The organism is Ideonella sp. (assembly GCF_035254525.1).
GTDB lineage: Bacteria > Pseudomonadota > Gammaproteobacteria > Burkholderiales > Burkholderiaceae_C > Ideonella.
Map to the genome: position 1 here is coordinate 21,870 of NZ_DATFAN010000141.1, position 24,715 is coordinate 46,584.

16 protein-coding genes and 1 tRNA gene are annotated in these 24,715 nt (G+C 70.3%); 12 read left to right on the forward strand and 5 right to left on the reverse strand.

Annotated elements, in window-relative coordinates:
• The first annotated feature begins 33 nt into the window (after nt 1-33).
• The 4 genes from VJ693_RS14280 (at nt 34) to VJ693_RS14295 (ending at nt 2,250) form a co-directional block, all read left to right on the forward strand.
• Nucleotides 34-534, forward strand: a complete 501-nt coding sequence (locus tag VJ693_RS14280) for an adenylyltransferase/cytidyltransferase family protein (RefSeq protein WP_324155128.1) — start codon at nt 34-36, stop codon at nt 532-534.
• 105 nt (nt 535-639) lie between these two features.
• On the forward strand, nt 640-1,251 hold the full coding sequence (locus tag VJ693_RS14285) for a DUF1134 domain-containing protein (protein WP_324155129.1): 612 nt from the start codon (nt 640-642) through the stop codon (nt 1,249-1,251).
• Between the two features lie 43 nt (nt 1,252-1,294).
• Nucleotides 1,295-1,370 (forward strand) — tRNA-Thr (locus VJ693_RS14290).
• Nucleotides 1,371-1,554: 184 nt separating this feature from the next.
• Complete coding sequence (locus VJ693_RS14295) at nt 1,555-2,250, forward strand: hypothetical protein (RefSeq protein WP_324155131.1); 696 nt, start codon at nt 1,555-1,557, stop codon at nt 2,248-2,250.
• 16 nt (nt 2,251-2,266) lie between these two features.
• Here the strand turns inward: VJ693_RS14295 and VJ693_RS14300 are convergent, their stop codons facing one another.
• Nucleotides 2,267-2,923 (reverse strand): UPF0149 family protein, encoded by a 657-nt coding sequence (locus tag VJ693_RS14300; protein ID WP_324155132.1) that lies wholly within the window; start codon nt 2,921-2,923, stop codon nt 2,267-2,269.
• 102 nt (nt 2,924-3,025) lie between these two features.
• On the opposite strand from VJ693_RS14300, the gene VJ693_RS14305 reads away from it, so the two are divergent.
• Together VJ693_RS14305 and VJ693_RS14310 are read left to right on the forward strand one after the other, a co-directional pair.
• Nucleotides 3,026-4,021: a Bug family tripartite tricarboxylate transporter substrate binding protein gene (locus tag VJ693_RS14305; protein WP_324155134.1), complete on the forward strand. Its 996-nt coding sequence runs from the start codon at nt 3,026-3,028 to the stop codon at nt 4,019-4,021.
• A gap of 142 nt (nt 4,022-4,163) precedes the next feature.
• Nucleotides 4,164-4,715 (forward strand): methylated-DNA--[protein]-cysteine S-methyltransferase, encoded by a 552-nt coding sequence (locus VJ693_RS14310; protein ID WP_324155135.1) that lies wholly within the window; start codon nt 4,164-4,166, stop codon nt 4,713-4,715.
• Nucleotides 4,716-4,732: 17 nt separating this feature from the next.
• Here VJ693_RS14310 and VJ693_RS14315 read toward each other — a convergent pair whose 3' ends face one another.
• Entirely contained in the window at nt 4,733-5,338 is a 606-nt protein-coding gene (locus VJ693_RS14315) for a hypothetical protein (RefSeq protein ID WP_324155136.1), read from the reverse strand.
• A gap of 175 nt (nt 5,339-5,513) precedes the next feature.
• Here VJ693_RS14315 and VJ693_RS14320 point away from each other — a divergent pair, with 175 nt between their 5' ends.
• Genes VJ693_RS14320 through VJ693_RS14330 form a run of 3 tightly spaced genes read left to right on the forward strand, consistent with a single transcriptional unit; the run spans nt 5,514 to nt 11,301 of the window.
• Nucleotides 5,514-6,224: a BPSS1780 family membrane protein gene (locus tag VJ693_RS14320; RefSeq protein WP_324155137.1), complete on the forward strand. Its 711-nt coding sequence runs from the start codon at nt 5,514-5,516 to the stop codon at nt 6,222-6,224.
• 13 nt (nt 6,225-6,237) lie between these two features.
• A complete protein-coding gene (locus VJ693_RS14325; RefSeq protein ID WP_324155139.1) occupies nt 6,238-8,175 on the forward strand; it encodes a B12-binding domain-containing radical SAM protein in 1,938 nt (645 codons plus the stop codon).
• Nucleotides 8,176-8,235: 60 nt separating this feature from the next.
• Entirely contained in the window at nt 8,236-11,301 is a 3,066-nt protein-coding gene (locus tag VJ693_RS14330) for an ATP-binding protein (RefSeq protein ID WP_324155140.1), read from the forward strand.
• Here VJ693_RS14330 and VJ693_RS14335 read toward each other — a convergent pair.
• Nucleotides 11,296-15,981, reverse strand: a complete 4,686-nt coding sequence (locus tag VJ693_RS14335) for a hypothetical protein (protein WP_324155141.1) — start codon at nt 15,979-15,981, stop codon at nt 11,296-11,298. The two genes, VJ693_RS14330 and VJ693_RS14335, sit on opposite strands and share 6 nt — an antisense overlap.
• Before the next feature lie 181 nt (nt 15,982-16,162).
• Here VJ693_RS14335 and gshA point away from each other — a divergent pair, with 181 nt between their 5' ends.
• On the forward strand, nt 16,163-17,725 hold the full coding sequence (gene gshA, locus VJ693_RS14340) for a glutamate--cysteine ligase (RefSeq protein WP_324155142.1): 1,563 nt from the start codon (nt 16,163-16,165) through the stop codon (nt 17,723-17,725).
• 58 nt (nt 17,726-17,783) lie between these two features.
• Here gshA and VJ693_RS14345 read toward each other — a convergent pair whose 3' ends face one another.
• Both VJ693_RS14345 and VJ693_RS14350 read right to left on the reverse strand, forming a co-directional pair.
• Nucleotides 17,784-19,016 carry an anion transporter gene (locus tag VJ693_RS14345; RefSeq protein ID WP_324155143.1) on the reverse strand — a complete coding sequence of 411 codons (1,233 nt, stop codon included), beginning with the start codon at nt 19,014-19,016 and terminating at the stop codon, nt 17,784-17,786.
• A gap of 108 nt (nt 19,017-19,124) precedes the next feature.
• Nucleotides 19,125-19,487, reverse strand: coding sequence for a PilZ domain-containing protein (locus VJ693_RS14350; protein WP_324155144.1), 363 nt, complete (start codon nt 19,485-19,487; stop codon nt 19,125-19,127).
• Between the two features lie 348 nt (nt 19,488-19,835).
• Between VJ693_RS14350 and VJ693_RS14355 the strand changes: the two genes are divergently transcribed.
• Both VJ693_RS14355 and VJ693_RS14360 read left to right on the forward strand, forming a co-directional pair.
• Nucleotides 19,836-22,889, forward strand: coding sequence for a ligand-binding sensor domain-containing protein (locus VJ693_RS14355; RefSeq protein ID WP_324155145.1), 3,054 nt, complete (start codon nt 19,836-19,838; stop codon nt 22,887-22,889).
• Nucleotides 22,886-24,697 (forward strand): response regulator, encoded by a 1,812-nt coding sequence (locus tag VJ693_RS14360; RefSeq protein ID WP_324155146.1) that lies wholly within the window; start codon nt 22,886-22,888, stop codon nt 24,695-24,697. The genes VJ693_RS14355 and VJ693_RS14360 overlap by 4 nt, the downstream gene beginning before the upstream one ends.
• Nucleotides 24,698-24,715 lie beyond the last annotated feature (18 nt).

Sequence of the window (24,715 nt, forward strand, 5' to 3'; positions counted from 1 at the left end):
GCCGGATCGGCACGGATCGGCACAATGGGCGGCATGACGACCGCCGCACCCGAACCGCTCGACCGCTTCGACCCCGCCCGCAAGCTGCTGAGCCAGGACGAAGCCGCGGCGCGCTACGGCGCGCAGCCCGGCACCGTGTTCACCAATGGCGTGTTCGACGTGCTGCACCGCGGCCACGTGGCCTGCCTCGCGGCGGCACGCGCCTTGGGCGAGCGCCTCATCGTCGGCGTGAATTCCGACGCCTCGGCGCGCCGGCTCGGCAAGGGCCCCGACCGGCCGCTGAACCGCGAGCAGGACCGCGCGTTCCTGCTGGCCGGCCTCGAAAGCGTGGATGCGGTCGTGCTGTTCGACGAGGACACCCCGCTGGCGGTGCTGGCCAAGCTCAAGCCCGCCCTGTACGTGAAGGGCGGCGACTACGACATGGCGCAACTCGCCGAGACGCCGCTGGTGCAGAGCTGGGGGGGCCGCTCGCTCGCCCTGCCCTTCATCGACGGGTACTCGACGACGGCCCTGGTCCGGCGGATCCGGGCGTAGGCGCCGCCCTACACGAGACTGCGCCATCGGGCGACAGACACCATGCATCCCGCGCGTTATGGTCTCGTCGCATCGGCGCAGCACGCGCCCGTCGAAAGGATGGCCATGTTCACGAACGATGATTCCCGCGGCGCCCGGCACGCCCACGATCCCGCCCGCCGCCGCCTGATGGGCGGCCTGGGTGCCGGCGCACTGGCCAGTGCGCTGCCGGCCTGGGCTGCCGCGCCCGAAGACGACACCTACGACCAGGAATCGACACTGCGCGCCGCGACCGAGTTCTTCGGCCAGACCACCGAGGGCCTGGCCAAGGTCATCGAGAAGGCATTCCGCGAGCAGGGCCGGCCCAACGGCTACATCCGGGGCGAAGAGGTCTCGGGCGCGCTCACTGTCGGCCTGCGATACGGCGAAGGGGAGTTGACGATGAAGCGCGGCGCCGCCACCAAGGTCTACTGGGCCGGCCCGTCGGTCGGCTTCGACGCCGGCGCCAACGCGTCCAAGGTGTTCGTGCTGGTCTACAAGCTGCCGGGCGTCGATGCGATCTTCAAGCGCTATCCCGGCGTGGACGGCAGCCTCTACTTCGTGGGCGGCGTCGGCATCAACTACCAGCGGCTGGACGGGGTGACGCTGGCGCCGATCCGCCTCGGCGTGGGCCTGCGCACCGGCGCGAGCGTCGGCTACCTGCACTACCGGCGAGAGAAATCCCTGAACCCGCTCTGACCCCCGGCACCGGCGAAATCGCTCTGCTAGAATGCGCGCTTTCGCCGGTGTAGCTCAGTTGGTAGAGCAGCGCATTCGTAATGCGAAGGTCGGGAGTTCGACTCTCTTCACCGGCACCAAACACAAGAATAAACGGGTCAGTCCCCTGCGGGGCTGGCCCGTTTTGCTTGTGTCGTGCAGTGCCACCGTGTAAAGCCCGCCCGGATTGCCAATCAGCGCACGGTTGGCGGCCCTTGGCGGGCCGCGCACGACTCAAGCCACGGCCGCGGGTGGCGAAGATGCGGCAACAGGAGTCTTGTTGCCGTGTACTGGAAACCCGTTCTTGCCTGCGCCCTGGCGCTGGGAGCCTCGGCCGCAAGGGCCGGGGCGGCCGATCTCACCGATACCGAGCAGCGCTGGCTCAAGGGCGCCTGGCCGGTGATCGCCTTCGCCGAGCAGCAGAAGCTGCCGCTGGACATCGTCGTGCAGCCGCAGCCCACCCCGGGCAAGGCCCCGCTGGCGCTGGGCTTCGTCGACGGGCGCTGCAAGCTCGTGCTGTCGATGCGCGGCAATCCCGAGGCCGAGGCCACGCTGGGCCGCATCGAGCCGCGCTGGCTCGGGCCCACGCTCGAGCTGATGGCCGCGCACGAGCTCGGCCACTGCCGGCGCTACCTGGACGGCGCCTGGCGCGGCCTGCCAGCCGGTTTCGTCACCGCGGCGCCCGCCGGCCTGAGCCCCGAGCTGCGTGAAGCCTGGCTGGACATGAAGGCAACGCGGCGCGAAGAAGGCTACGGCGACCTCGTCGGCCTGGCATGGACGCGCCAGCACCACCCCGAGGCCTACGCCCCGCTGCATGCCTGGCTGCTGGGCGAGCGTTCGCGCGACCTGCAGCCTGGCAGCCACCACGACACCCTGGCCTGGGTGCGGCTCGCCGGGGACGGCGCGGCGCTCGCGGCAGGGCCGTCGATCTTCGGTGCCGCGGCCGTGCTGTGGCAGACCGGGCTGAAGGCCGACAACTGACGCTGCCGGGGCCGGCTCAGGCCGCCCCGCCGGCCCCGCCAGCAGCGCCCGGAACCGCCGTTCGGCGCGCCTGCATCGCGAGAACGCCTTCGACCACCTCGCGCGCCAACGCGTCGCGCTCGGCCGGGTCGGCCAGCGCGGCGGCCTCATCGGAGCCGGGCGCCGGATCGGCCTCGCCGCCGAGCAGCGCGATGGTGTGCAGCGCCGGCCCGAGTTCGGCGTCGGCCTGCCAGGCGCGCCACGCGTCGGGCTGCAGGTCGATCGCCTGCAGGAAGCCGGTGCACCAGTCCTGCGCGTCGATCCATTCCTCGCCGTTCGCCTCGACGATGCTGAACAGCGGCTCCCACAGCCGCGGCTGGTCGCGCAGCACGCAGGCGATCGACTGCAGGTGGCGCAGCGCGAACAGGGTGGTCCGCTTGCGCTGACGGTTGCTCGCGAAGGGCTGGCCATCGGGGCCGTCGCCGCCCCAGATCAGCGGCAGCCAGTCGGCGCTCGGCCACTGGTCCAGCCACTCGGGCGGGGCGAGCAGCATCGCGGTCAGGTAGCCGTCAACGCCCTCGACGTTCATCGCGCCGTCGGTCGGCAGGGCCTGCAGCAGCTCGTCGAAGGCCTGCAGCTCGTCGTCGGTCAGCGGCGAGTTGTTCGAGGCGCGGTCGAATTGGGGATAGGTCATGGCATGGGGCCCGGGGCTGGGGCGCCGATTGTGGCGCACGGGGTGGGCAGGTTACGCTGTCGCCTTCATCCCGAACAGTACCGAGCGAGGAGAAGCCCCGTCATGCCCAGCCTGCCCCGTTTCAGCCGCCGCCGCGGCCTCGTTGCCACCCTGGCCCTGGTCGCCGCGTCGGCCTTCACCGGCCTCGCGCAGGGCCAGCCGCTGACCGGCAAGACGGTGAAGATCCTGGTCGGCTTCCCGCCCGGCGGCGGCACCGATGCGATCGCCCGCGTGCTGGCCGAGAGCCTGAAGGACGAGCTCGGCGCGACGGTGATCGTCGAGAACAAGCCCGGCGCCGGTGGCCAGCTCGCCGCGCAGGCGCTGAAGGCCGCCGCGCCGGACGGCACCACCGTGTTCCTCAGCCACGACCATTCGATCTCGATCCTGCCGCAGGTCGTCAAGGCGCCCGGCTTCGACCCGGCGACCGATTTCGTGCCGGTGGCCGGCTTCGCGACCTTCGTCAACGCGTTTGCGCTCTCGGGCGGCACGCCGGGCAAGTCGTTCAACGACTACGTCGCCTGGGTCCGCTCGGCCGGCGGCAAGGGCGCCGTCGGCGTGCCGGCGCCAGCCTCGGTGCCCGAATTCCTCGTCAAGGTGATCGGCGAGAAGTACAAGCTCGATCTGGTGGCCGCGCCCTACCGCGGCAGCGCGCCGATGATGTCCGACATGCTGGGCAACCAGATCGCCGCCGGCGTCGGCTCGGTGCCCGACTTCATCGAGAACCACCGCAGCGGCAAGCTGCGCATGGTGGCGGTGCTCGGCGGCGCGCGCCAGGCCGCGCTGCCGGACGTGCCGACCTTCGCCGAGCTCGGCCTGGCCGGCTTCGAGGACGTGCCCTACTACGGCGTCTTCGCGCCGGCCGGCACGCCGAAGGCGGCGCTCGACCAGTTCTCGGCCGCGCTGGCCAAGGTGATCGCCAAGCCCGCGGTGCACGACCGCCTGACGACCATGGGCCTGACGGTCGGCCACATGAGCGGCGAGCAGCTCGGCGCGCGTGAACGCGCCTACACCGCCACCTGGGCCAAGATCATCAAGGCGACCGGCTTCGTTCCCCAGTGAACGTTGCCCCCACGCCCCCTTCCGGGGGCTGCCCCCCGTGGGGGCTCGCGCAGCGGACCGGCAAAGCCGGATCCGCGCACGCCGCTTGATTGGGTTTGCGGTCCTCGTCGCGAGCGGCCGAATGCGAGGTCAGGGAGACGAGGTGAGGGCCGGCTTCGCGTTCATCGACACCCCGGCGGGCCTGGTCGGCCTGGCGTGGAACGACGCGCTGGCCGTCTGCGGCGGGCAGCTGCCCGAGGCCACGCCGGAGCTGACCCGTCGGCGCATGCAGCAGCGCTACGCGCACCTGGCCGAAGTCGAGCCGCCGCCGGCGATGGCCGACGTGTTCCGGCGCCTGGCCGCCGCGCTGCAAGGCGCGCCGGACACGCTGGAGGACGTGCCGCTGGCCGATGCCGACGTGCCCGAGTTTCACCGCCGGGTCTACGCGCTGGCCCGGCGAATTCCGCCGGGGCAGACCCGCAGCTACGGCGAGCTCGCCGCCGAGCTGGGCGGCCCGGCGGTCGCCCGCGCCGTCGGCCAGGCCCTGGCGCGCAACCACTACGCCCCGCTGGTGCCCTGCCACCGCGTGATGGCCGCCCGCGGCCAGGCCGGCGGCTTCTCCGGCCCGGGCGGGTTGCACGCCAAGTTGATGCTGCTGCAGCTCGAGGGCGCCGCGCTGGGTGGCGCATCGGCGCAGCAACCGGGCCTGTTCTGACCCGGGCGGGCGAACCGTCAGGGCCCCGGCACGGTCTCGCGCAGCTCGACCCGGTCGACGTAGAACACGCCGCCGTTCGGGTCCTGGTTGTAGATGACCATCGTGTCGGTGGCGCCGGTCGAATCGGTGCACACGCGCAGCTCTTCCCATTCGCCGTGCTTGGTGCTCCAGCTCACCGGGCCGGTGTTGCCGGCGCTGGACTGCATGGCGACCTGGCCCTTGCTGACCTTGACCCAGGCCGAGAACATGTAGGTTTTGCCCGGCACGGCGGGAATGCTCTGGAAGACGCCGCCTTCGTTGCCGCCGGCCTGGAACTTCAGCATCAGGCTGCCCTTGGCGTAGGGGGCGTTCGAGGGCACCAATGTCGAGCAGACCTTGTCGCCGTCGTTGCTGCTGTGCATCGTCCAGTTCGCGGCGGCCGAATCGGTGGAGCCCGAGCGCGGCGTCCAGCAGGTGGTGGTGCCGACCGGCACGCCCGCCTGGGCGTTCTCGAAGTTGGCGTTCAAGGCGGTGTTGCCGGTCACGAAGCCGATCGGCGGGCAGTAGATCGACGCCGGCGAGGTGGCCTGCGCGCTGGCGGCCAGGGCCAGCAGGCCGGTGGCGATGAGATGGCTGTGGTTCATGGGGTGACTCCCGGTGCTGCAAGGGGTGCCGGGCGCGGTGGCCCGGCGGCGCCAGTGTGGGCGCGGGCGCGGTGAGCGCCCATCCCGGGCGCTAGGGGATCGATGCATGTCCGGTTCGGCCATCGAATTACGGCCTGAAACCGGCTATCGTGCTGCCCTTCACAAGGAGGTGGACATGGATTCGAAGAGCGTGGATGCCGGCCGCGGCGTGAACTGGTGGACCGACAGCTGGGCCCTGTTCATGAAGAACCCGGGCATGTGGATCGTGCTGGGCCTGGTGGTGATCGTGATCGGCGTGGTGCTGAACTTCGTGCCGTTCATCGGCGGCCTGGCCTTCGCGCTGGTGATGCCGGCCTTCATCGGCAGCTGGATGCTGGCCGCGCGCAAGCTCGAGGGCGGCGGCACGCTGGAGGTAGGCGACCTGTTCCTCGGCTTCCAGGGCCAGCAACTCACGCCGCTGCTGGTGCTGGGCGCGCTGTCGCTGGCCGCGTCGGCGGTGGTGTTCGTCATCATGGGGGTGTTCGGCTTCGGCGCGGTGATGGGCATGGGCGTCGGCGCCGGCATGCACAGCGGCATGGGCGCGCTCGCGGCCATGGGCGCCGGTTTGATCGGCCTGCTGGTCGGGCTCGCGCTGTTCGTGCCGATCACGATGGCCTTCTGGTTCGCGCCGGCGCTGGTGGTGTTCGACGGCGTGGCGCCGGTGGATGCCATCAAGGCCAGCTTCGCCGCCTGCCTGCGCAACGTCATGCCCTTCCTGGTCTACGGCGTGCTCGGCCTGGTGGCGAGCGTGATCGCGTCGATCCCGTTCGGCCTGGGCTGGATCGTGCTGCTGCCGCTGATGGGGCTCACGGTCTACCTGTCGTACCGCGACATCTACGGCCGCTGACGGCCCCCATGCCATGGCCACGACGGGTGTGAGCGCGCTGCGGGTGTTGTCGGTGATCCCGCCGATGACGCAGCTGAACACGCCCTACCCGTCCACGGCCTACCTGACCGGCTTCCTGCGCTCGCGCGGCGTCCCCGCGGTGCAGGAGGACCTGGCGCTGGCGCTGGTGCTGCGCCTGCTGACCCCCGAGGGGTTGGCGCTGCTGCGCGACGAGGCCGCCGCGCTGCCGCCGGCGCGGCAGACCGCGCAGACCCGCCAGTTCGCCGACGAGTACCCGCGCTATCTCGCGACGGTGGGGCGTGTCATCGCCTTCCTGCAAGGCCGCGATGCGACGCTCGCCCACCGCATCGCGACCCGCGCCTTCCTGCCCGAGGGCGAGCGCTTCCGTTCGCTCGAGATCTACGGCGAGCTCTACCCCGAAGACGCCGACCCACTCGGCTGGGCCTTCGGCGTGCTCGGGCTGCAGGACCGCGCGCGCCACCTCGCCACGCTGTACCTGAACGACCTGGCCGACGTGCTGCGCGATGCCGTCGACCCGCGATTCGAGTTCGTGCGCTACGCCGAATCGCTGGCAACCAGCCAGCCCAGCTTCGACCCGCTGGCCGGGGCGCTGGCCGCGCCGCCGAACCTGATCGACCGCACGCTGCAGGCGCTGACGCACGAGGCGCTCGAACGCCATCGCCCGCAGGTCGTGCTGCTGTCGGTGCCGTTCCCCGGCGCGGTGTACGCCGCCCTGCGCATCGCGCAAGCGATCAAGGCCAGCGACCCCGCCATCGTCACGGTGCTCGGCGGCGGCTTCGTCAACACCGAGCTGCGCGAGCTGGCCGAACCGCGCCTGTTCGAGGCCATCGATTACGTGACGCTCGACGCCGGCGAGCGCCCGCTGCTGGCGCTGCTGGAGCACCTGGCCGGCGAGCGCGCGGCCTCGCGCCTGGTGCGCACCTTCCACCGCGACGCCGCCACCGGCCAGGTCCAGTACACGAACTGGCCCGAGCCCGACGTGCCGTTCGACGAGATCGGCACGCCCACCTGGGACGGCCTGCCGCTGGGCGACTACCTGTCGCTGCTGGACATGCTCAACCCGATGAACCGGCTGTGGAGCGACGGGCGCTGGAACAAGCTCACCGTCGCCCAGGGCTGCTACTGGAAGAAGTGCAGCTTCTGCGACACCAGCCTCGACTACATCTCGCGCTACGAGGCCGCCTCGGCCGCCACGCTGGTCGACCGCATCGAGCGCATCGTCGACGAGACCGGCCAGACCGGCTTCCACTTCGTCGACGAGGCCGCGCCGCCCAAGGCGCTGCGCGCGCTGGCCGAGGAGCTGCAGCGCCGCCGCGTCGAGATCTCGTGGTGGGGCAACATCCGCTTCGAGAAGACCTTTACCCCGGCGCTGGCCGAGGCGTTGGCCGACAGCGGCTGCATCGCGATTTCGGGCGGGCTGGAGGTCGCCTCCGACCGGCTGCTGGCACTGATGAAGAAGGGCGTCTCGGTCGAGCAGGTGGCGCGCGTCACCAAGGGCTTCGCCGACGCCGGCATCCTGGTGCACGCCTACCTGATGTACGGCTTCCCGACCCAGACGGTGCAGGACACGGTCGATGCGCTGGAATACGTGCGCCAGCTGTTCGAGAACGGCTGCATCCACTCGGGCTTCTTCCACCGCTTCGCCTGCACCGTGCACTCGCCCGTCGGCAAGAACCCCGGCGACTACGGCATCACGCTGCTGCCGCTGCCCGACAGCCCCTTCGCGAAGAACGACGTCGGCTTCATCGACCCGACCGGCACCGACCACGACGCGCTGGGCCGCGGGCTGAAGAAGGCGATCTACAACTACATGCACGGCATCGGCCTGGACGAGGACGTGCGCGCCTGGTTCACCGAAGTGCGCGGCAAGGTGCCGCGGCCGACGGTGGCGCGACGGCGGATAGCGTCTGCCCTGGCCACGGCCGGCTGACGCGCCTACACTGGCCGCGGAGCCAGCCCATGCAGTGGCCGACATGGCCGAGGGAGCTGTATGCAGGTCACTCGCGAGCCCACCGAAATCGCCGGCATCGGCCGCCGCCGCTACCTGACGGTGCTCTTCACCGATCTGTCCGGCTCCACCCAGCTCGGTGACCTGCTGCAAGCCGAGCACTACGCCGCGATGCTGGGCGCCCTGCGCGCGCTGTGCCGCGACATCGTGCCGCGCCACGGTGGCCGCATCGCCCGGCTGCAGGGCGACGGCATGCTGGCCATCTTCGGTTATCCCGATCCCCACGAGGACGACGGCCGCCGCGCAATCGAGGCGGCGCTCGATTTGCACCAGGCCATCGGGCGTGTCGCGGTCGACGGCAGCGTCGTGCGTGCCGGCACGCTGGGCCTGCACTCGGGCGTCCACGCCGGCCTGGTGTTCGTTTCCGACGGCGACGTCGAACGCGGCCGCTTCGAGCTGCTCGGCAGCGTGCCCAACATCGCGTTCCGCCTGGCGGATGTGGCCCGCCGCGGCGAGATCGTGGTCAGCGAAGAGACCCTGGGGCCGCAGATGCACTTCTTCTCGCTCGGCGAGCGCGAATGGATCACGCCGCGCGGCCGCAAGCAGGCCCTGCCGGCCTACCGCATCCTGGGCCGTGCCGCGCTCCAGCGGCGCTACGAAGCGCGCCGGCAGCGTGGCCTGGCCCCCTTCGTCGGGCGCCAGTCGGAGCTGTCGGCGCTGCTGGCAGCGTTGCGCGGGGCCGCTGGCGGCCGGCCGGCCTGCGTCGCCGTCTGCGGCGGCCCCGGCGTCGGCAAGACCCGCCTGATCGAGGAATTCGTCCGCCAACCCGAGTTGCAGGGTTGGCGGGTGCTGATGGGCCACTGCGAGAGCTACCTCGGTGCCGAGCCGCTGCAGCCCTTCCTCCAGATGCTGCGCGGCCTGCTCGGGCTGCCGCTCGCGTCACCGGGGTCGGCCCTGCCCGCTTCACCGGTGCTGGACGCGCTCGGCGCACTGGGCGACGAAGGCCGCGCCGCACGCGACGCGCTGGCGCGGGCCGTCCCGCTGGTGCAGCCGGGCACCGGCCGGCTGGCGCCAGCCGGCGGCGGCGCCATGACGATCTTGCGCGACGCCTTCGACGCCTGTGCGGCACTGCAACCGCTGCTGCTGGTGCTGGACGACTGGCAGTGGGCCGACGAAGCCAGCCAGCACACGCTGGATGCGCTGCGCTCGCTGGGCCGGCCGCTCCTGGTGCTGCTCGCGGTTCGCAGCGGCGGCGACACGGTGCTGGACGCCGGCACCACCGCGCTGGCGTTGTCGCCGCTCGCTCTGCCCGAAGCGCAGGCGGCCATGCGCCACCTGCTGCCGCGGGCAGACCCCTTCCTGGTCGCCCAGATCCACCAGCACGCCGGCGGCAACCCCCTGTTCATCGAGGAGCTGTGCCACATCGCCCACGATGCCGCCGAGCGCCATGCGCCCGAGCCTTCGCCGGGCGGCGCGGCCTGGCTCAGTGCCCTGATTGCCTCGCGCGTCGCGCGCTTGTCGGCGGACCAGCTGGGCCTCGTGCAGGCTGCCGCGGTCATCGGCAACGCCTTTCCGGCCTGGCTGCTCGAGCGGCTGTGCAGCATCGAGGCTGGCGGCCCGCAGATCATGCGGCTGGCGGAGCTGGACCTGATCTTTCCGGCCGAACAACCGGGCTGGCTGCGCTTCAAGCACGGCGTCACGCGGGACGTGGTCTATGAAGGCATCGCGCTCGAGCAACGCACCGCGCTGCACCGCCGCGTGGCCGAGGCGCTGGCGCCGGCCGCCGGCAAGACGCCGCCGGAGGAGTTCGTCGAGACCCTCGCCTACCACTGCGGCGCCGGCGCGCTGCACGAAGACGCCGCCCGCTACGCCGAATGGGCCGGCGACAAGGCGGCCGCCGCGGCCGCGCTGGACCGGGCCCGCAGCCAGTACACCGCGGCGCTGCAGGCGCTGGATGCGCTGGAGCCGCACACCGACGCGCAATGCCTGCGCTGGTGCGCGGTGGCCGAGAAGCTGGGCATGGCCTGCGTCTTCGACCCCCTGGCGCTCGGCGACGGCCTCGGCCTGTTCGAACGCGGGCTGGCGCTGGCCCGGGCCGGCGGCTCGGTGCCGGCCATCGCCCGCGCCGAATACTGGATGGGCTACCTGCTGTACGCCCGGGGCATCGCACGGCCCTCACGGGTCCACTGCGAGGCCTCGCTCGCGCTGGCCGCCGAACTCGGCGACGAGCGCCTGGCCGCGCAGGTGCGCGCGACGCTCGGGCAGGTGCTGCACGCCGCCGGCGACTACGCCCGCGCCCTGCCCCTGCTCGACAGCGCGATCGACAGCAAGCGCCGCCAGCGCCGGCCCGGCAGCAGCGTGGCCGTGGGCTCGGCCTATGCGCTGGCCTGCAAGGGCGCGCTGCTCGGCGACCAGGGCCGTTTCGACCTCGCCGACGAGTGTTTTGCCGAAGCCATGGAACTGCTCGGCGACACGCCGCACCAGGTGGCCAGCTCGGTGCGCAACTGGATCAGTTGCTGCTGGCAATGGCAAGGCCGGTGGGAAGAAGCGGCCGCGATGGCCGAGACCTCGGTCGGCGTGGCCGAGCGGGTCAGGAGCCGCCAGCTGCTGGCGATGAGCCGGGCCCTGCGCGGCCACGCCCGCTGGGTGCTCCACGGCCGCGACGACGACCTGCAGGCCATGCGCGACTCGATCGCGTGGATCGAGGAACGGCGCGGCGGGCTGGTGACCTCGTTGAACTACGGCCATCTGGTCGACGCCTGCGCCAGCCGGGGCCTGCAGGCCGAGGCACGGCGACACGCGGCGCGGCTGCTGCTACGTGCCCGGCAGCGCGACCACCTCGGCCAGGCGGAAGGCTGCCGGGCGCTGGCGCGCATCACCGGCGAGCCGGCGCGGGCGGATCGCTGGCTGGCCCAGGCTGATCGGGCCGCAGACGCCCGCGGCGCCGCACACGAGCACGCCAAGACGGCGCTGTGCCGCGCCGAGCTGGCCCGGGCGCAGGACCGCCCCGCCGATGCCGCCGCCTGGCTGGACCGGGCCGCCGCCGGCTTCGAGCGCCTGGGCATGGCCTGGCACCTGGCTCAAGCCCGCGCACTGCGGGGTTCATGACGCGTACAGGCGCGTGCTGAGCAGGTAGTTGTCCAGCCAGTCGGACACCCGCGCGGCCAGCTTGGCGAAGCCGCCTGCGGTGGGGTGCAGCTCGTTGGCCCAGTCCAGCTGGTAGCCGGCGCCGCGGTCCAAGGTGCCGCGCAGATCGATGTGCCCCACCGGCCACCCCCCTTGCGTGAGCTCGTTGGCCACCCTGTCCTGCATGACGTTCAGGCAATCGATCAAGTCCTGCATGACGGCCTTGCGTTCAACGAGCTTGCCGTAGTGCAGCCGTGTCGCCAGCACGGGGTACAGCCACGAGATGCTGCTCTTGGCCACGCCGACGAGGTTGCGACCGTCGGGCACCGGGTAGTCGTAGCCGTGGATGAAGATCGGCACGGGGGCATCGACCATCGACCGGCAGATGGCGATGTAGTGCCCGATGAGCGTCTTCAGATCGGCAGCCATGTTCACGCCGACGGTCGCCTCCACCACGTCCGTGACGAGCCATTGCGTGCCCTGGACCTTCGACCGCTCGTGGACGAGCGGAAGCAGCTTCTCCTGCACCACGTCGTTGCCCCCCGCGGACAGCAGGATGAACCGAGGTGGCCGGCCGAGCGCCACCATGCGGCGCAGCTTGGCGGTGAAGGCATCGATCTGCGGACGGCAGAGCAGGTCCTTCAAGCTGTCGCCCGCCTGTGCGAGGCTCTCGGCACGGTATTGGTGGTTCTGCTCGAGCATCCCCAGCAGGCTCGCCACGGGGCCGGAATCGGGACGGGCGATGTCGTCGAACCAGGAATCGCCTTCTGCCAGCAGCCAGCCCTGGGCCGGCGCCTGCCCGGCTTGCTTGATCCGGTGCATCTGGGCATCGGCGTCGCGATCGACCAGCGGCTTCGGCGGGGCGGCCACCGGCGGCGCCGGGAACGTCGGGCCTTCGAAGTTCACCGCCAGGCGGGCGGGGCTGGGCCGCATCGGCAAGGCGGTGCCCAGCAACCCGGCCAGCGTGCCGAGCAAGGCGCCCATCGCGGCCATGTAGCCCGGGCAGGCATGGGTCGGCTCGCCGGCCGGCTGCACGGCTGCCTTGCGGTGGCCGCCGAAGACCGCCGACAGGTCGGCAGCCGAGCCGCCGGCCAGCTGGGCGTGCGTGCAGGCGACCTGCGACACCACCACCTTGTCGCCCCGCCTGACCTCGACGCCGCCGAGCAATGTGTCGGTGGTGGCCGTGCGCCAGATCAGCTCGGGCGACGGGCGCAGGCGCATCGCATCGGCCAGCGGACCGAGCAGCACGCGCCGCGCCGAGTTCAGATCGATGGGGACGGCCAGCTCCAGCAGTTGCTGCCGCAGTCGCCAGAAGCTGCCATCGCGCAGCCACTCGTCCATCACGCGGCCGAGGTTGCCCTCCAGGGTCGGCAGCATCCCCATCAGCACGCCCACGAGATAGCGCGCCACCTGATCGACGTCGAAGTCGGCGGCGAACTGCGCGAACACGACCTTCGGGATCGGTGCCTGCGTGCGCGGGCGGCCCGAGCGCCGCGGCAGGGTGCCGGCATCGTGGTGCCGCTGCACCAGGGCCCGCATGGCTTCGGTCAGGCGTCGCCCGACCGCCTGGCCCCTGGCGACGACGAAGTCGCCCGGGTGCGGCTGGAAGATATAGCGCGACGGCGGCATGAAGTGCCCGGGGTAGCGGGGCACGGTGTGGAAGTCGAGATCCCAGCGCTGCGCACCCGGCAGGAACTCGGGCGGCTCCAGGCCGAACCATTCCTGGCACAGGCGCTGCAGGGCTTCGTCGGTGACCTCGCGCAGGTTCAGGTTCAACTCCCAGCGCGGCCGGTTCGTCTGCCCGGCCAGCCCCCGCTCCTCGGCCGTCATCCGGGCCAGCGTGGCCGACACCGCCGCGAAACAGAGCTCGAAGCCCTCTGCGCTCGTGAGGGCCATGATGGCCTGGTTGGTGGCCTTGACCTTCGGATCGGCCGGGCCGGCGGTGTCCGGATCCTGGCCCAGGAAGATCTCGCCGATGGACGCCGCCATGCGCTCGCGGTAGCCGCCAACGCTGTAGCAGGCGGGCTCGCTCAGGACCTGCCGGGCCAGCTCCGGTCGCGTCACCAGGACGCCGTAGGGGCTGCGCAGCACGCCGTCGAGCGGGACCGCGGCCGCCCCCGGGCGGACGAGCTGGCGCCCGCCTTCGCCGCGCATGGCGGCCCACAGGTCGGCCGACTGGAATTTCTCGACCGCCTCGGCATCCTCGAGCGCGGCCTTCCAGTCGTCGATCTCCTTGGCGCTGGCGTGGCGCGGATCAGACCAGGGCAGCGCCGCCAGCAGCTCCAGCCCGCGCTGCGCCGACCAGACCGGCCCGCCGGCGCCCAGGGCGGCGTTGCCGAGCCGGTCGAGCGACGAGATCGAGGGGGCGAACAGATAGGCACCCCATTCGACCTGGACGAACGGGCGCGGGTCGCACAGCGGCTGCTCGGCCCCGTCCAGCGCGATGCTGACGACCCGGCCCCCGTCCTCGAAGCGGAAGAAGCGCTTCTGCCCGTTCGGCGCCACGCCGATGAAGGGGTCGCTCTGCCCGGAGTAGCCGCCCGAGCTGTTGCCGCCGGTCAGCCAGCGTTGCACCACCTCGAACTGTTCGCCGATGCGGGCGTTGTAGGCCATGAAGACCAGGCCGCGCTCGGCCTGGTTTCGCTTTGGATCCGGCGCGGGGCTGCGGTCGTAGGTGGGCCCGTAACTCATGCCGCGGCGGGCCAGGCGCGGGAAGCGCTCGCCGGGCGGCATCGGCAGCTCCTCGTCGCCGAGCGGGCGCGGGTTCGCGCGCCTCACGTGCGAATGGAAGGGGCAGGCCCGGCCCATCGGGTCGTCGCCGAAGTCGAAGTCGTTGCCGCCCCGGCCGGGCACCAGGGGTTGCCCGTCCTGCGCGCGGCCCATCATCCGCTCCAGAAGCTGCTTCTCGCCGAGCGAGATACCGGCGGGCAGGTTCTGCACGGCACTGGACAGGGCCTCGTCCAGCGCGGCGACGTCTTGCCGCAGCTTGCGGACGACCAGGAAACTGCCGTTCTTCAGCAAGGGCGGCACCGGCGCGTCGGCGGCGAAATCGGCCTGGTTGTCGTAGCCCAGCAGGAGCTCGCCCAGGTGGACCTGGTTGTCGTAGACGTGCGGCACCGGCGTCGGCGCGATCGACGGATCGCTTTCGCCATCGGCGAAGCCGAAGTGCTCGCGCACCTTCGATGCGCCGTTCACGGTCATGCGGTGCCGGCGCATCGGCTCGATGCTCACGATGTGCACGTCGCCGTGCACGGCGTCGAGCGCCGCGAGCCCGGCGCCGATGGCGTGCAGCTTGTCCGTCACCCAGTCATCGTCGGGCCGCTCGAGGTCAACCTGGGCCAGGCGAGCCCGGAACTGGACCACGGCATGGACGGTGGCCAGGTCCACCCGTTCCCCGTCGCTGCCCGGCGAGGGCGCCGTGGGCCTGGTCAGCCCGTTCCAGCGCGGCGGCCTTCGCCAGCGCCGCGGGTGGTTGTGGCGAAAGTCGCCGAGCATGCTCGCGCGGGCCTCCATGCCCTGGCGAAACTCGAGCGGAAGCGTCTCCAGCTCGGCCTCGCCCAGCCCCAGCGCGCGCAGGCCCTCGTATGTGAAAGCCACGTTGACGTAGGCTTGCGAGGCCCCCGGGGCCACGTCCGACGGCGTGACGCAGGCGCGCAGATGGCGGAGCAGCGCGGCGGCGCCCGCGCGGCTGTCCACGCGCAGCAGCGCCAGGCAGCCATGGGTCACGTCGGCATAACCGCCGACGATGCCGGCCTGCACGTCGTGCTTGTCGTAAGCCGGCTCGGCTGCGGGCAGCGCCGGCACCCTGCGCGGCGGCTCGTCCGGGGTCAGCAGCCAGGCCAGTTGCTCGTCGAAGCGCTTCATGCCGGTGTGCATGACCACGTCGGCCAGGTGGCTGCGCTCGGCCAGGCCGATGAACTCGCGCAGCAGCTCGCGCGCGGCGCGCTTCAGGCAGCGGCCATCGGGCGTGCCGGGTGGGTACAAGCTGGTCAGGCGGTGCACGAACGACAGCGATTGCAGGGCCTGGCGCCCGGTCTCGATCAGCGCTGCCGGCGACGTGTGGCGGGCGGCATCCCAGGCCTGGTCCTCGGCGCTGCGCACCGTCTGCCGCGTGGCGGCAACATCCATGGCTTCGGACGCGGGGCGGCGCCGGTGCAGGGCCTCCTCCTTGCGCAACGCATGCACATCGTCCACCGTCAGGCCGGGCATGCCGTAGTAGAAGCAGGTCTCGCGCTGGACCTTGTCGACCCAGGCCGCCCAGGCCTCATAGGGGCTCTCGGCGGCCAGGACGTAGCCTTCGGTGTTGCAGAAGATCGCGTCCAGCAACGCACCGACCCGCTGCCACAGCACGCGGATGTAGGCCTCCCAGGTGCCGTCGAAGCTGACGGCCAGCAAGACCTTGTCCTCGGGCTCGAACACGGTGACCCGCACCGAATGGATCTTGCCCACCCGCTCGACCGCGTCCGAGAACGGACGCAGCAAGGCGAACTCGTGCGAGGTGGCCCGCCCGACGCTCAGGGCCTCGAGCAGGCGCTTGATGCGCGTCTTGTAGGTCACGGCCTCCAGCGAACCGGGGACCAACCCGGGGCAGATCGGGGCCAGCAGGGTGAGATCACTGGTTCCGACGAGGCTCCTGGACTTGACGATCAGTTCCTTGCGCATGGGCCCTCCCTTGTGCAGCCGAGCGATTCTGTGGCGCCGCCGCGGCCGCCGGCATCCCACAGGCTGATGAGCGCTGCAGCGTGGCGCCGACTCGCCTATAGTGCCCCTCCCGGCGCCTGGTCGGCGCTAGCACAACCCGGCAATCCCCCACGTCACGCTTCGGTCTTTCACCTGCCTTCCAATGGCACACCCCGACGACACCACCACCGACGCCGTGAGCCCCTTGAACACGCGACTGCAGGCCCTGTCCGCCGAGCGCCTGCGCGGCATCCGGCGCGGCATCGAGAAGGAAAGCCTGCGCGCGCTGCCCGGCGGCTCGCTGGCGCAGACGCCGCACCCGCTGGCCCTCGGCTCGGCGCTGACGCACCCGCGCATCACCACCGACTTCAGCGAATCCCAGCTCGAGCTGATCACCGGCGCCCACCGCAGCGTGGCCGCGTGCCTGGCCGAGCTGGGCGAGATCCACCAGGCGGTTTTCCATGCGTTCCAGGACGAGCATGCCGACGAGCGCCTGTGGGTGTCGAGCATGCCGTGTTGCCTGCCCGCCGAGGCCGACATCCCGATCGGCCAGTATGGCCACTCGAACGTCGGCCGCGCGAAGACGGTCTACCGCACCGGCCTGTCGCACCGCTACGGTCGCCGGATGCAGACCATCTCGGGCATCCACTACAACTGGTCGATTCCCGGAGCGACGAACGACGACTACTTCGGCCTGATCCGCAACTTCCGCCGCCAGAGCTTCCTGCTGCTGTGGCTGTTCGGCGCCTCACCGGCCGTGTGCTCGAGCTTCGTCGACGGGCTGCCGCACGGGCTGCAGCCGCTGGGCGCCGGCACGCTGCACCTGCCGCACGCCACCTCGCTGCGCATGGGCCGGCTGGGCTACCAGAGCGATGCGCAGTCGCGCCTGGCGGTGAGCTACAACGGCCTGGCCGGCTACGGCGGCTCGCTGCAGGCCGCGCTGACCCAGCCCTACCCGGCCTACGAGGCCATCGGCCTGCGCGACGACGACGGCAACTGGAAGCAGCTGTCGACCCACCTGCTGCAGATCGAGAACGAGTTCTACGGCACGATCCGCCCGAAGCGCACCATCCACACCGGCGAGCGGCCGCTGCACGCGCTGCGCGAGCGTGGTGTCGAGTACGTCGAGGTCCGCTGCATGGACCTGGATCCGTTCGAGACGACCGGCATCGGTGAGACGACCGCGCACTTCCTCGATGTCTTCCTGCTGCACTGCCTGCTCTCAGACAGCCCGCCCGACAGCCCGGAAGAGATCGCCGCGCTCGGCCGCAACCAGCACCTGACCGCCGCCCGTGGCCGCGAACCCGGCCTGAAGCTCGAGCGCGACGGCCGCGCCGTGCTGCTGGTCGACTGGGCCGCCGAGATCGTCGAGCAATGTGCGCCGATCGCGCGTGCGCTGGACGAGTTGCATGGCGGCAGCGCCCACCGCGATGCGCTGGGCGCCGCACAACGCGCGCTGGCCGTGCCGGCCACCCTGCCCTCGGCCCGCGTGATCGAGGTGATGCAGCGCGAACACGCCGGCCAGTTCGTGCCCTTCGTCGACACCCGCTCGGCACTGGCGCGCGAGCAGATCCTGGGCCGCCCGCTGCCCGACCCCGACGCGCCCAGGCGCTGGGCCGCTGAAGCAGCCGAGTCGCTGGTCGAGCAGCGCCAGATGGAACAGGCCGATACGCTGAACTTCGAGGAATTCCTGGCCGACTACCTGTCGCCGGCGAAGCTGGGGTGAAAGCGAGGCGCGCGGCCAGCGCAGATCAATCGGCGGGCAATACCCGTCGATGCGTGAATCAGCCGTGCATGCGCCACCACAGATAGAGCGCTGTCACAGTCATGGTGGCAATCGTCACCGGCACGCCGATGCGGGCGTGCTGCCGCCAGTCGATGACGACGCCACGTCGCGCGGCTGCGTCGACGACGATGATGTTGGCGATGCTGCCGACGATGAACAGGTTGCCGGCGAAGGTGCTCGCCAACGCCAGCAACGGGCCCGCGAACGGGTGATGCGCGACAGGCAGGAGCAGCATCACCGCGGGAACGTTGGAGACGATGTTGGACAGCACGAAGGCCGCCCCGAACAGCGGTGCCGGCTGATCCAGGCGAAGGCCCAGCGCCCCCGAGTCAGCCACCAGCCGCGCCGGGACACCGGTGCGCTGCAGCGCGTCGTTGACGACAAAAAGACCCATGAAGAGCACGAGCAGTTCCCAGTCGACCAGGCCCAGCATCCTGCTCGAGTGCAGCCGGCGGCTCATCAGCAGCACACCGGCGCCGGCCAGCGCGACGACCTCTCTCGGCCAAGGCGCGAACAGAAACGACAGGAGGATCGCGAGCGCCACCACCAGTCCCTTCGCGGTTTGCCAACGATCCAGGGCCCGCCCCGCGGACTCGGGCTGGGCCTCTGGCGGTGCGCCGCCCGCAAGTTTCCAACGCCCCTGGACGCGAGCCGCGATCAACGCCCATGTCAGCACGAGCCCAGCGAGGACTGGCGCGGCCGCTTCGGCGGCATAGCCGGCAAAAGGAAGGTGCAGTGTCTGTCCGATGAGCATGTTCTGCGGATTGCCGATCAGCGTTGCGGCCGAGCCGATATTGGCGGCGCAGGCGAGCCCGAGCAGGAACGGAACCGGGTCCAGGCTGCGGCGCACACAGGCGTCGACCAGGACGGGTGCGACGGCCAGGCAGACGATGTCGTTGCTGAAGACCGCGGACAGCATCGCCACGACCGCGATCAACACGCCCAGCAGCAGCGGCGGCGAGATGGGCAGCGCCGAGAGGCGAGCGGTGACCCAGTCGTAGAAACCGCCGAGGCGCATTTGCGCGGACACGACCATGAAGGAGAACAGCAGCAGCAGCGTCGGCAGATCGATCGAGCGCGCCGCCTCCTCGACCGAGACAGCTTCGGTGGCGATCACTGCGATCGCACCGAGCAACGCAATGCCGGTGCGATCGAGCTGCAGGAACGGCAGCCCGCCCAGGATCATCCCCAGATACACCAAGCCGAAAATCGCCAGGACGGTCGTGGTCATGAACGCATTGTCGGGCGGGCTCGTGGGCAGCATTGAAACGCGGGTTGCGAACCAGCGGTTGAAGGCAGCGCTGAGCGACTGCGGGCCTGCCGGTAGAAACCCGCTTGGCTACGCGAGAAACTGCTCGATCAAGCGGACGTCCTCTGCTGAAACGTTCGTCAGTGCAAGGCCCACCTTGAATCCGTGAGCGCGGCTGCGCATTCCATGCACGACAGATGCATGCAAGCGAAGTGTGTGGCCGCGGCCATCGCCTGGCAGGGTGAACACGACGTAGCACTGGGCCTTGGCAGGCAGGGCCTCATCGACTTCGATCGCCAGGCCTCCCACGCCGATATCGATGGTGCGGACTGTCAGCTGCTTGCCAGCCACCACCATTCCGGCCGGGACACATAACGGCTTGCGGATACCTCTTCGCCGATCCAGCGCGTCCGCGATGGCAGCTTTGATCGCTTCGCGCCTGTCATCAGTCATTGGGTCGCTCGTCCAAGTCGATTGTTGAACCGCTGCACGGAAGGTGGCCACCGCCGCGACGCCGGGTCCTGGAGGGATCTGGCGTCATGTTTTCGGCAGGTCGTCGTACAGTTTGAGAAGCAGGATGGGTGCTGGACCTGGCGGTCATTCGTCTCGAGTGGGCTCCGCGAATTATCCATGGAGGCGTGGTGCGCGGCGGGAAGGTGGCCGACTCGAAGCGATGTCCGCTTGATCTGGTTCCTGATCAATCCACCCGACGGTGGGCCTTTCGGGATACGCTGCCAGCGTGCCGCAAGCGACAAAGGATTTCCCGTGAGTCAACTGGAAGGCCAACGTCGAAGACGCCTCATGCCAGGCCTGCTCCTGGCATCGGCACTGCTCACCTCACCGCCTCCCGCCGTCGCGCTCGATCCGCCCCTGCAGATCGCCCAGTACGCGCACACCTCGTGGACGGCCCGGGACGGAGCCTTGCTGGGCCTCGTCTTCGCCATGGCGCAGACGCACGACGGCTACCTGTGGATCGCCGGGTCGTTCGGCCTGTTCCGCTTCGACGGACTTCGTTTCGTTCCCTGGCAACCCCCGAAGGGCCCATCGCTGCCCAGCAATCCCTACGCCCTGCTGGTGTCCCGCGACGGAACGCTCTGGATTGGCACCTTCGATGGCCTTGTCAGCTGGAATGGCAGCGAACTGACCCGGTATCCGCAGATCGACAACGGGTTCGTGACGTCGTTGTTCGAGGATCGCGACGGAACGATCTGGGCCGGCCTGCTCGCGAATCGGGGGCGGCTGTGCGCCGTTCGGGCAGGGCAAGTCCAGTGCTTCATGCCGGATGGCGGGTTCGGCCAGTTCGTCTGGAGCCTGGCCGAGGACAGCGCCGGGAGCCTGTGGGCGGGTGCGGACTCCGGCCTCTGGCGATGGAAACCCGGGACACCCCAACGATTCGAGACGCCCGGAATGCGCGTGGGCGACTTGACCACGACCGTCGACGGACAGCTCCTGATCGGTGTCCGCGGCGCAGGGATCAAGCGGATCGCTGGCGACAAGCTCGTGCCCTATCCAATGCGCAGCGCTGCCAAGCCCGATGAGTTGCTCCCTGACCGCGATGTCAAATCGAACAAGTTGCTGCGGGACCGTGAAGGCGGTCTCTGGATCGGATCCGAAGGTCTGGGACTCATCCATCTGCAAGATGGCAAGGCGGACGCGTTCACCCGGGCAGATGGCCTCTCAGGCAACATTGCCTGCAGTCTTTTCGAGGATCGCGAGGGCAACATCTGGTACGGCAGCGAGAAGGGCGTGGACCGTTTCCGAAAGCTGCCGGTCACCACCATTTCGACGCAACAGGGGCTGCCCAACGAAGGAACGAAGTCCGTGCTGGCCACCACGGACGGCAGCGTCTGGGTGGCGACGAACGATGGACTGGCCCGGTGGAAGGATGGCAGACCGACCGTCTACAAGGAACGCGACGGGCTGCCTGATGCCGGCGTGCAGTCCCTGCATCAGGACGCCGCCGGACGACTCTGGGTGAGCACGGGCCGCGGCCTCGCCTACCTCGCGAACGACCGCTTTGTCGCCGTCAGCGGCGTGCCCGGCAAGGAGATCTACTCCATCACGGGGAACGTGGCAGATGACCTCTGGCTGTCGGGCAACGAAGGCCTTGCGCGACTGCACGAGGGCCGATTCGTCGAGAACATCCCATGGACCGCGCTCGGTCGCTGGCAACAAGCCAAGGTCATCGTCGCCGATCGAGGCGGCTTGTGGCTGGCCTTCTGGCAGGACGGCGGGGTGCTGTATTTCAAGGACGGGAAGGTCCAGACGACCTACACGTCCGCGCAAGGGCTGGGCGCGGGCCACGTCGCCGGTCTCCGGCTCGATGCCGACGGGGCGGTGTGGGCGGCCACGGAAGAGGGCGGCCTCAGCCGGATCAAGGATGGCCGCGTCACCACGCTCACGGTCGGCAACGGCCTGCCCTGCAACACGATTCACTGGTCGATCTCGGACGACAACGGGTCGCTGTGGATGTACACGGCCTGCGGCCTCGTGCGGGTCATGCGTGACGACCTGGCTGCCTGGATCGCCGACCCGAGCCACAGGATCGTCCCGAAGCTCTGGGGCGCCGCGGATGGTGTCCCGCTCTCGGCCTTCTCGCAGGCCTACTTCAATCCACCTGTGGCGAAAGGCCCGGATGGAAGGCTCTGGTTCGTGTCGGGCGCTGACGTTCAGGTGATAGCCCCCGATCACCTTCCATTCAACCCACTGCCTCCGCCGGTTCACATCGAGACGCTCGTCGCCGACCAGAAGCCCTATGCGGTCGCGAATGGCCTTCGTCTGCCCCCGCTGGTCCGCGACATGACGATCGAGTTCGCCGCGCTGAGCCTCGTCGATCCGAAGAACACGCGTTTCCGCTACAGGCTCGAAGGGCACGACATCGATTGGCAGGAGGCCATCGACAGGCGCCAGGCGACCTATACGAATCTGCCGCCGGGAAACTATCGCTTCCACGTGAAGGCGGCCAACGACAGCGGCGTGTGGAATGAGGATGGCGCGCAGCTCGAGTTCTCGATCCTGCCGGCCTTCTACCAGACGACCTGGTTTCGCCTGGCCGGCGCGGCCCTGCTGATCGGCCTGGCATGGAGCGGTTTTCAACTCTGGCTCCACATGCGCATCCGGCGGCTGCATCGGCAGTTCGAGGCGACGCTGGAGGCGCGCGTCGCCGAACGCACGCGCATCGCCCGCGACCTGCACGACACCCTGTTGCAGCGTTTCCACGGGCTGCTGCTGCAGTTCCAGGCCGCGTTCAACTTCCTGCCCGATCGCCCGCGCGAATCGAAGCAGGTCCTCGCAAGCGCCATCGACCAGGTGGCCGAGGCGATCACGGAGGGCCGCGACACCGTGCAAGGTTTGCGGACCTCGACCCTGGAGACGAACAGCCTCGCGGACGCCTTGCGGGCGCTCGCCGAGGATCTCGCGAACGAGAGCGGCCATGCGGCATCGGCGCATGTCGAAGTGCAGGGCACGCCGCAGGCTCTGCATCCGCTCGTGCGCGACGAGACCTTCCGCATCGCCGGCGAGGCGCTGCGCAACGCCTTCCACCACGCCGATGCGAAGCAGATCGAAGTCGAGATCCGCTACGACGCGCGGCAGCTTCGCGTGCGGGTGCGCGACGACGGCAAGGGGATAGCCCCGGAGGTGCTGCGCACGGGCGAGAAGGAAGGGCACTTCGGGTTGAGCGGGATGCGGGAACGCGCCGAGCTGGTCGGCGGCAAGCTCAGAGTCCGCAGCGGCCTGGATACGGGAACCGAAGTGGAATTCAGTGCCCCCGGTTCGCAGGCGTACAGTAGGCCATCACCGGCCCGATCGTGGCTCATCCACAAGAAGGTCGCGCCCAGCGAGATCGGCAAATGACCGGAAGTCTGCCCCGCATCCAGGTTCTCTGTGTCGACGATCACCTGATCGTGCGGCAGGGCATTGCGACGCTGCTCTCGGTGGAGCCTGACATGGCCCTCGTGGCGGAAGCGGCGAACGGACGCGAAGCGATCCAGCAGTTCCGCGCGCACCGCCCGGACGTCACGCTCATGGATCTGCAAATGCCCGGGATGAGCGGGGTCGACGCGATCAGCGCGATCCGGGCCGAGTTTCCCGACGCGCGGATCATCGTGCTCACCACCTATGCCGGCGATGCCCAGGCGCAGCGCGCGTTCCAGGCCGGCGCCCGCGGCTACCTTCTGAAGAACGCATTGCACAAGGAGCTGCTCGACGCCATCCGCGCCGTGCACGCCGGCCGCAAGGCGCTTCCCTCGGAAGGGTCGTTCGAGCTGGCCGGTCAGATCACGGACGAGGCCCTCACGCCAGCAGAGATCAGCGTCCTGCGGTTCATCGCGCAGGGCAACGCGTACCCGGAGATTGCCAAGGCGCTCGCGCTCAGCGAAGAGACGGTCGAAGGCCAGGTGCGAAGCATCCTGTCCAAGCTGGACACCCAGGATCGCACGCATGCCGCGACGACCGAACTCAAGCGCGGGATGGTCCAGACCGAGCGCGCTGCCCGGCATGCCGCCGAGGCGGCCAACCGCGCGAAGAGCGAGTTCCTCGCCGGCATGAGCCACGAGTTGCGCACACCGTTGAATGCAGTGCTCGGCTATGCGCAACTGCTGAGCATGGAGGGCGGCCTGAGCGCGCGGCAGGCGCGCGGCCTGAACACCATTCACAAGAGCGGTGAGCACCTGCTGGCGCTGATCAACGACATCCTCGATCTGGCGCGCATCGAGGCCGGCCGCACGGAGCTGAATCCTGCGCCGGTGAACCTGTCCGACCTCCTTCAGACGGTGGTGAACCTCATGCGGGTGAAAGCCGATGAGAAGCGTCTGGCCTTCGTGTTCGATGCCGGGGCGGGCTTGCCCGAGGCCGTGCTGGCCGACGAGCGCCGGCTGAGCCAGGTGCTGCTGAACCTGCTGGGCAATGCCATCAAGTTCACCGACAACGGCACGGTCACGTTGCGCGCCTGCGGCGAGCCGAAGGGCCCGGCGCAGGTTCTGCTGCGACTGGATGTCGAGGACACCGGCGTCGGCATGCGCCCCGACGACATGGAACGCATCTTCGAGCCCTTCGAGCAGGTGGGCGACGTGCAGCGCCGCAGCGGCGGCACCGGGCTGGGCCTCGCGATCACCCGGGCGCTGGTCAACGACATGGGCGGACAGGTGCAGGTGAGCAGCGAGCTCGGCCTCGGCAGCCGGTTCCGCGTGGAGCTGCCGCTGCCGGTGGTGCAGCCGGCGCAGGCCACCCCCCGGCAGGTGCCCGGCGTGGCGCGCTACCCGGGCCCGCCGCGGCGGGTGCTGGTGGTCGACGACGTGGCGGAGAACCGCGCGCTGTTGTGCGACTTCCTCACCAACGCCGGATTCGAAGTGGCGCAGGCCAGCGATGGCAGCGAGCTGTTGGCGGCCGCGAGGAGCTTCCGGCCGGACCTGATCCTGATGGACAGCGTGATGCCGTCGGTGGACGGCGTGGAGGCCACGCGCCGGCTGCGGCGCGATGCCGCTCTGGCCGCGGTGCCGGTGATCGCGCTCTCGGCCTCGGCCACCGCCGAGCACCGTGCCGCCTGCCTGCAGGCCGGCGTCAACGTGTTCCTGACCAAGCCCGTGTCCCTGGAGGCGCTGCAGGCCCATATCGGACAGCAGCTCGGTCTGCAATGGATCGAGCCGACCGCAGGCGCTGACTGAAGCGGGGCCGCCCCAGCC

Coding starts and splice junctions, on each gene's coding strand:
- VJ693_RS14280 (WP_324155128.1), top strand. CDS start 34: ATGACGACCGCCGCACCCGAACCGCTCGACCGCTTCGACCCCGCCCGC.
- VJ693_RS14285 (WP_324155129.1), top strand. CDS start 640: ATGTTCACGAACGATGATTCCCGCGGCGCCCGGCACGCCCACGATCCC.
- VJ693_RS14300 (WP_324155132.1), bottom strand. CDS start 2,923: ATGACCTATCCCCAATTCGACCGCGCCTCGAACAACTCGCCGCTGACC.
- VJ693_RS14305 (WP_324155134.1), top strand. CDS start 3,026: ATGCCCAGCCTGCCCCGTTTCAGCCGCCGCCGCGGCCTCGTTGCCACC.
- VJ693_RS14315 (WP_324155136.1), bottom strand. CDS start 5,338: ATGAACCACAGCCATCTCATCGCCACCGGCCTGCTGGCCCTGGCCGCC.
- VJ693_RS14320 (WP_324155137.1), top strand. CDS start 5,514: ATGGATTCGAAGAGCGTGGATGCCGGCCGCGGCGTGAACTGGTGGACC.
- VJ693_RS14325 (WP_324155139.1), top strand. CDS start 6,238: ATGGCCACGACGGGTGTGAGCGCGCTGCGGGTGTTGTCGGTGATCCCG.
- VJ693_RS14330 (WP_324155140.1), top strand. CDS start 8,236: ATGCAGGTCACTCGCGAGCCCACCGAAATCGCCGGCATCGGCCGCCGC.
- VJ693_RS14335 (WP_324155141.1), bottom strand. CDS start 15,981: ATGCGCAAGGAACTGATCGTCAAGTCCAGGAGCCTCGTCGGAACCAGT.
- gshA (WP_324155142.1), top strand. CDS start 16,163: ATGGCACACCCCGACGACACCACCACCGACGCCGTGAGCCCCTTGAAC.
- VJ693_RS14345 (WP_324155143.1), bottom strand. CDS start 19,016: ATGACCACGACCGTCCTGGCGATTTTCGGCTTGGTGTATCTGGGGATG.
- VJ693_RS14350 (WP_324155144.1), bottom strand. CDS start 19,487: ATGACTGATGACAGGCGCGAAGCGATCAAAGCTGCCATCGCGGACGCG.
- VJ693_RS14355 (WP_324155145.1), top strand. CDS start 19,836: ATGCCAGGCCTGCTCCTGGCATCGGCACTGCTCACCTCACCGCCTCCC.
- VJ693_RS14360 (WP_324155146.1), top strand. CDS start 22,886: ATGACCGGAAGTCTGCCCCGCATCCAGGTTCTCTGTGTCGACGATCAC.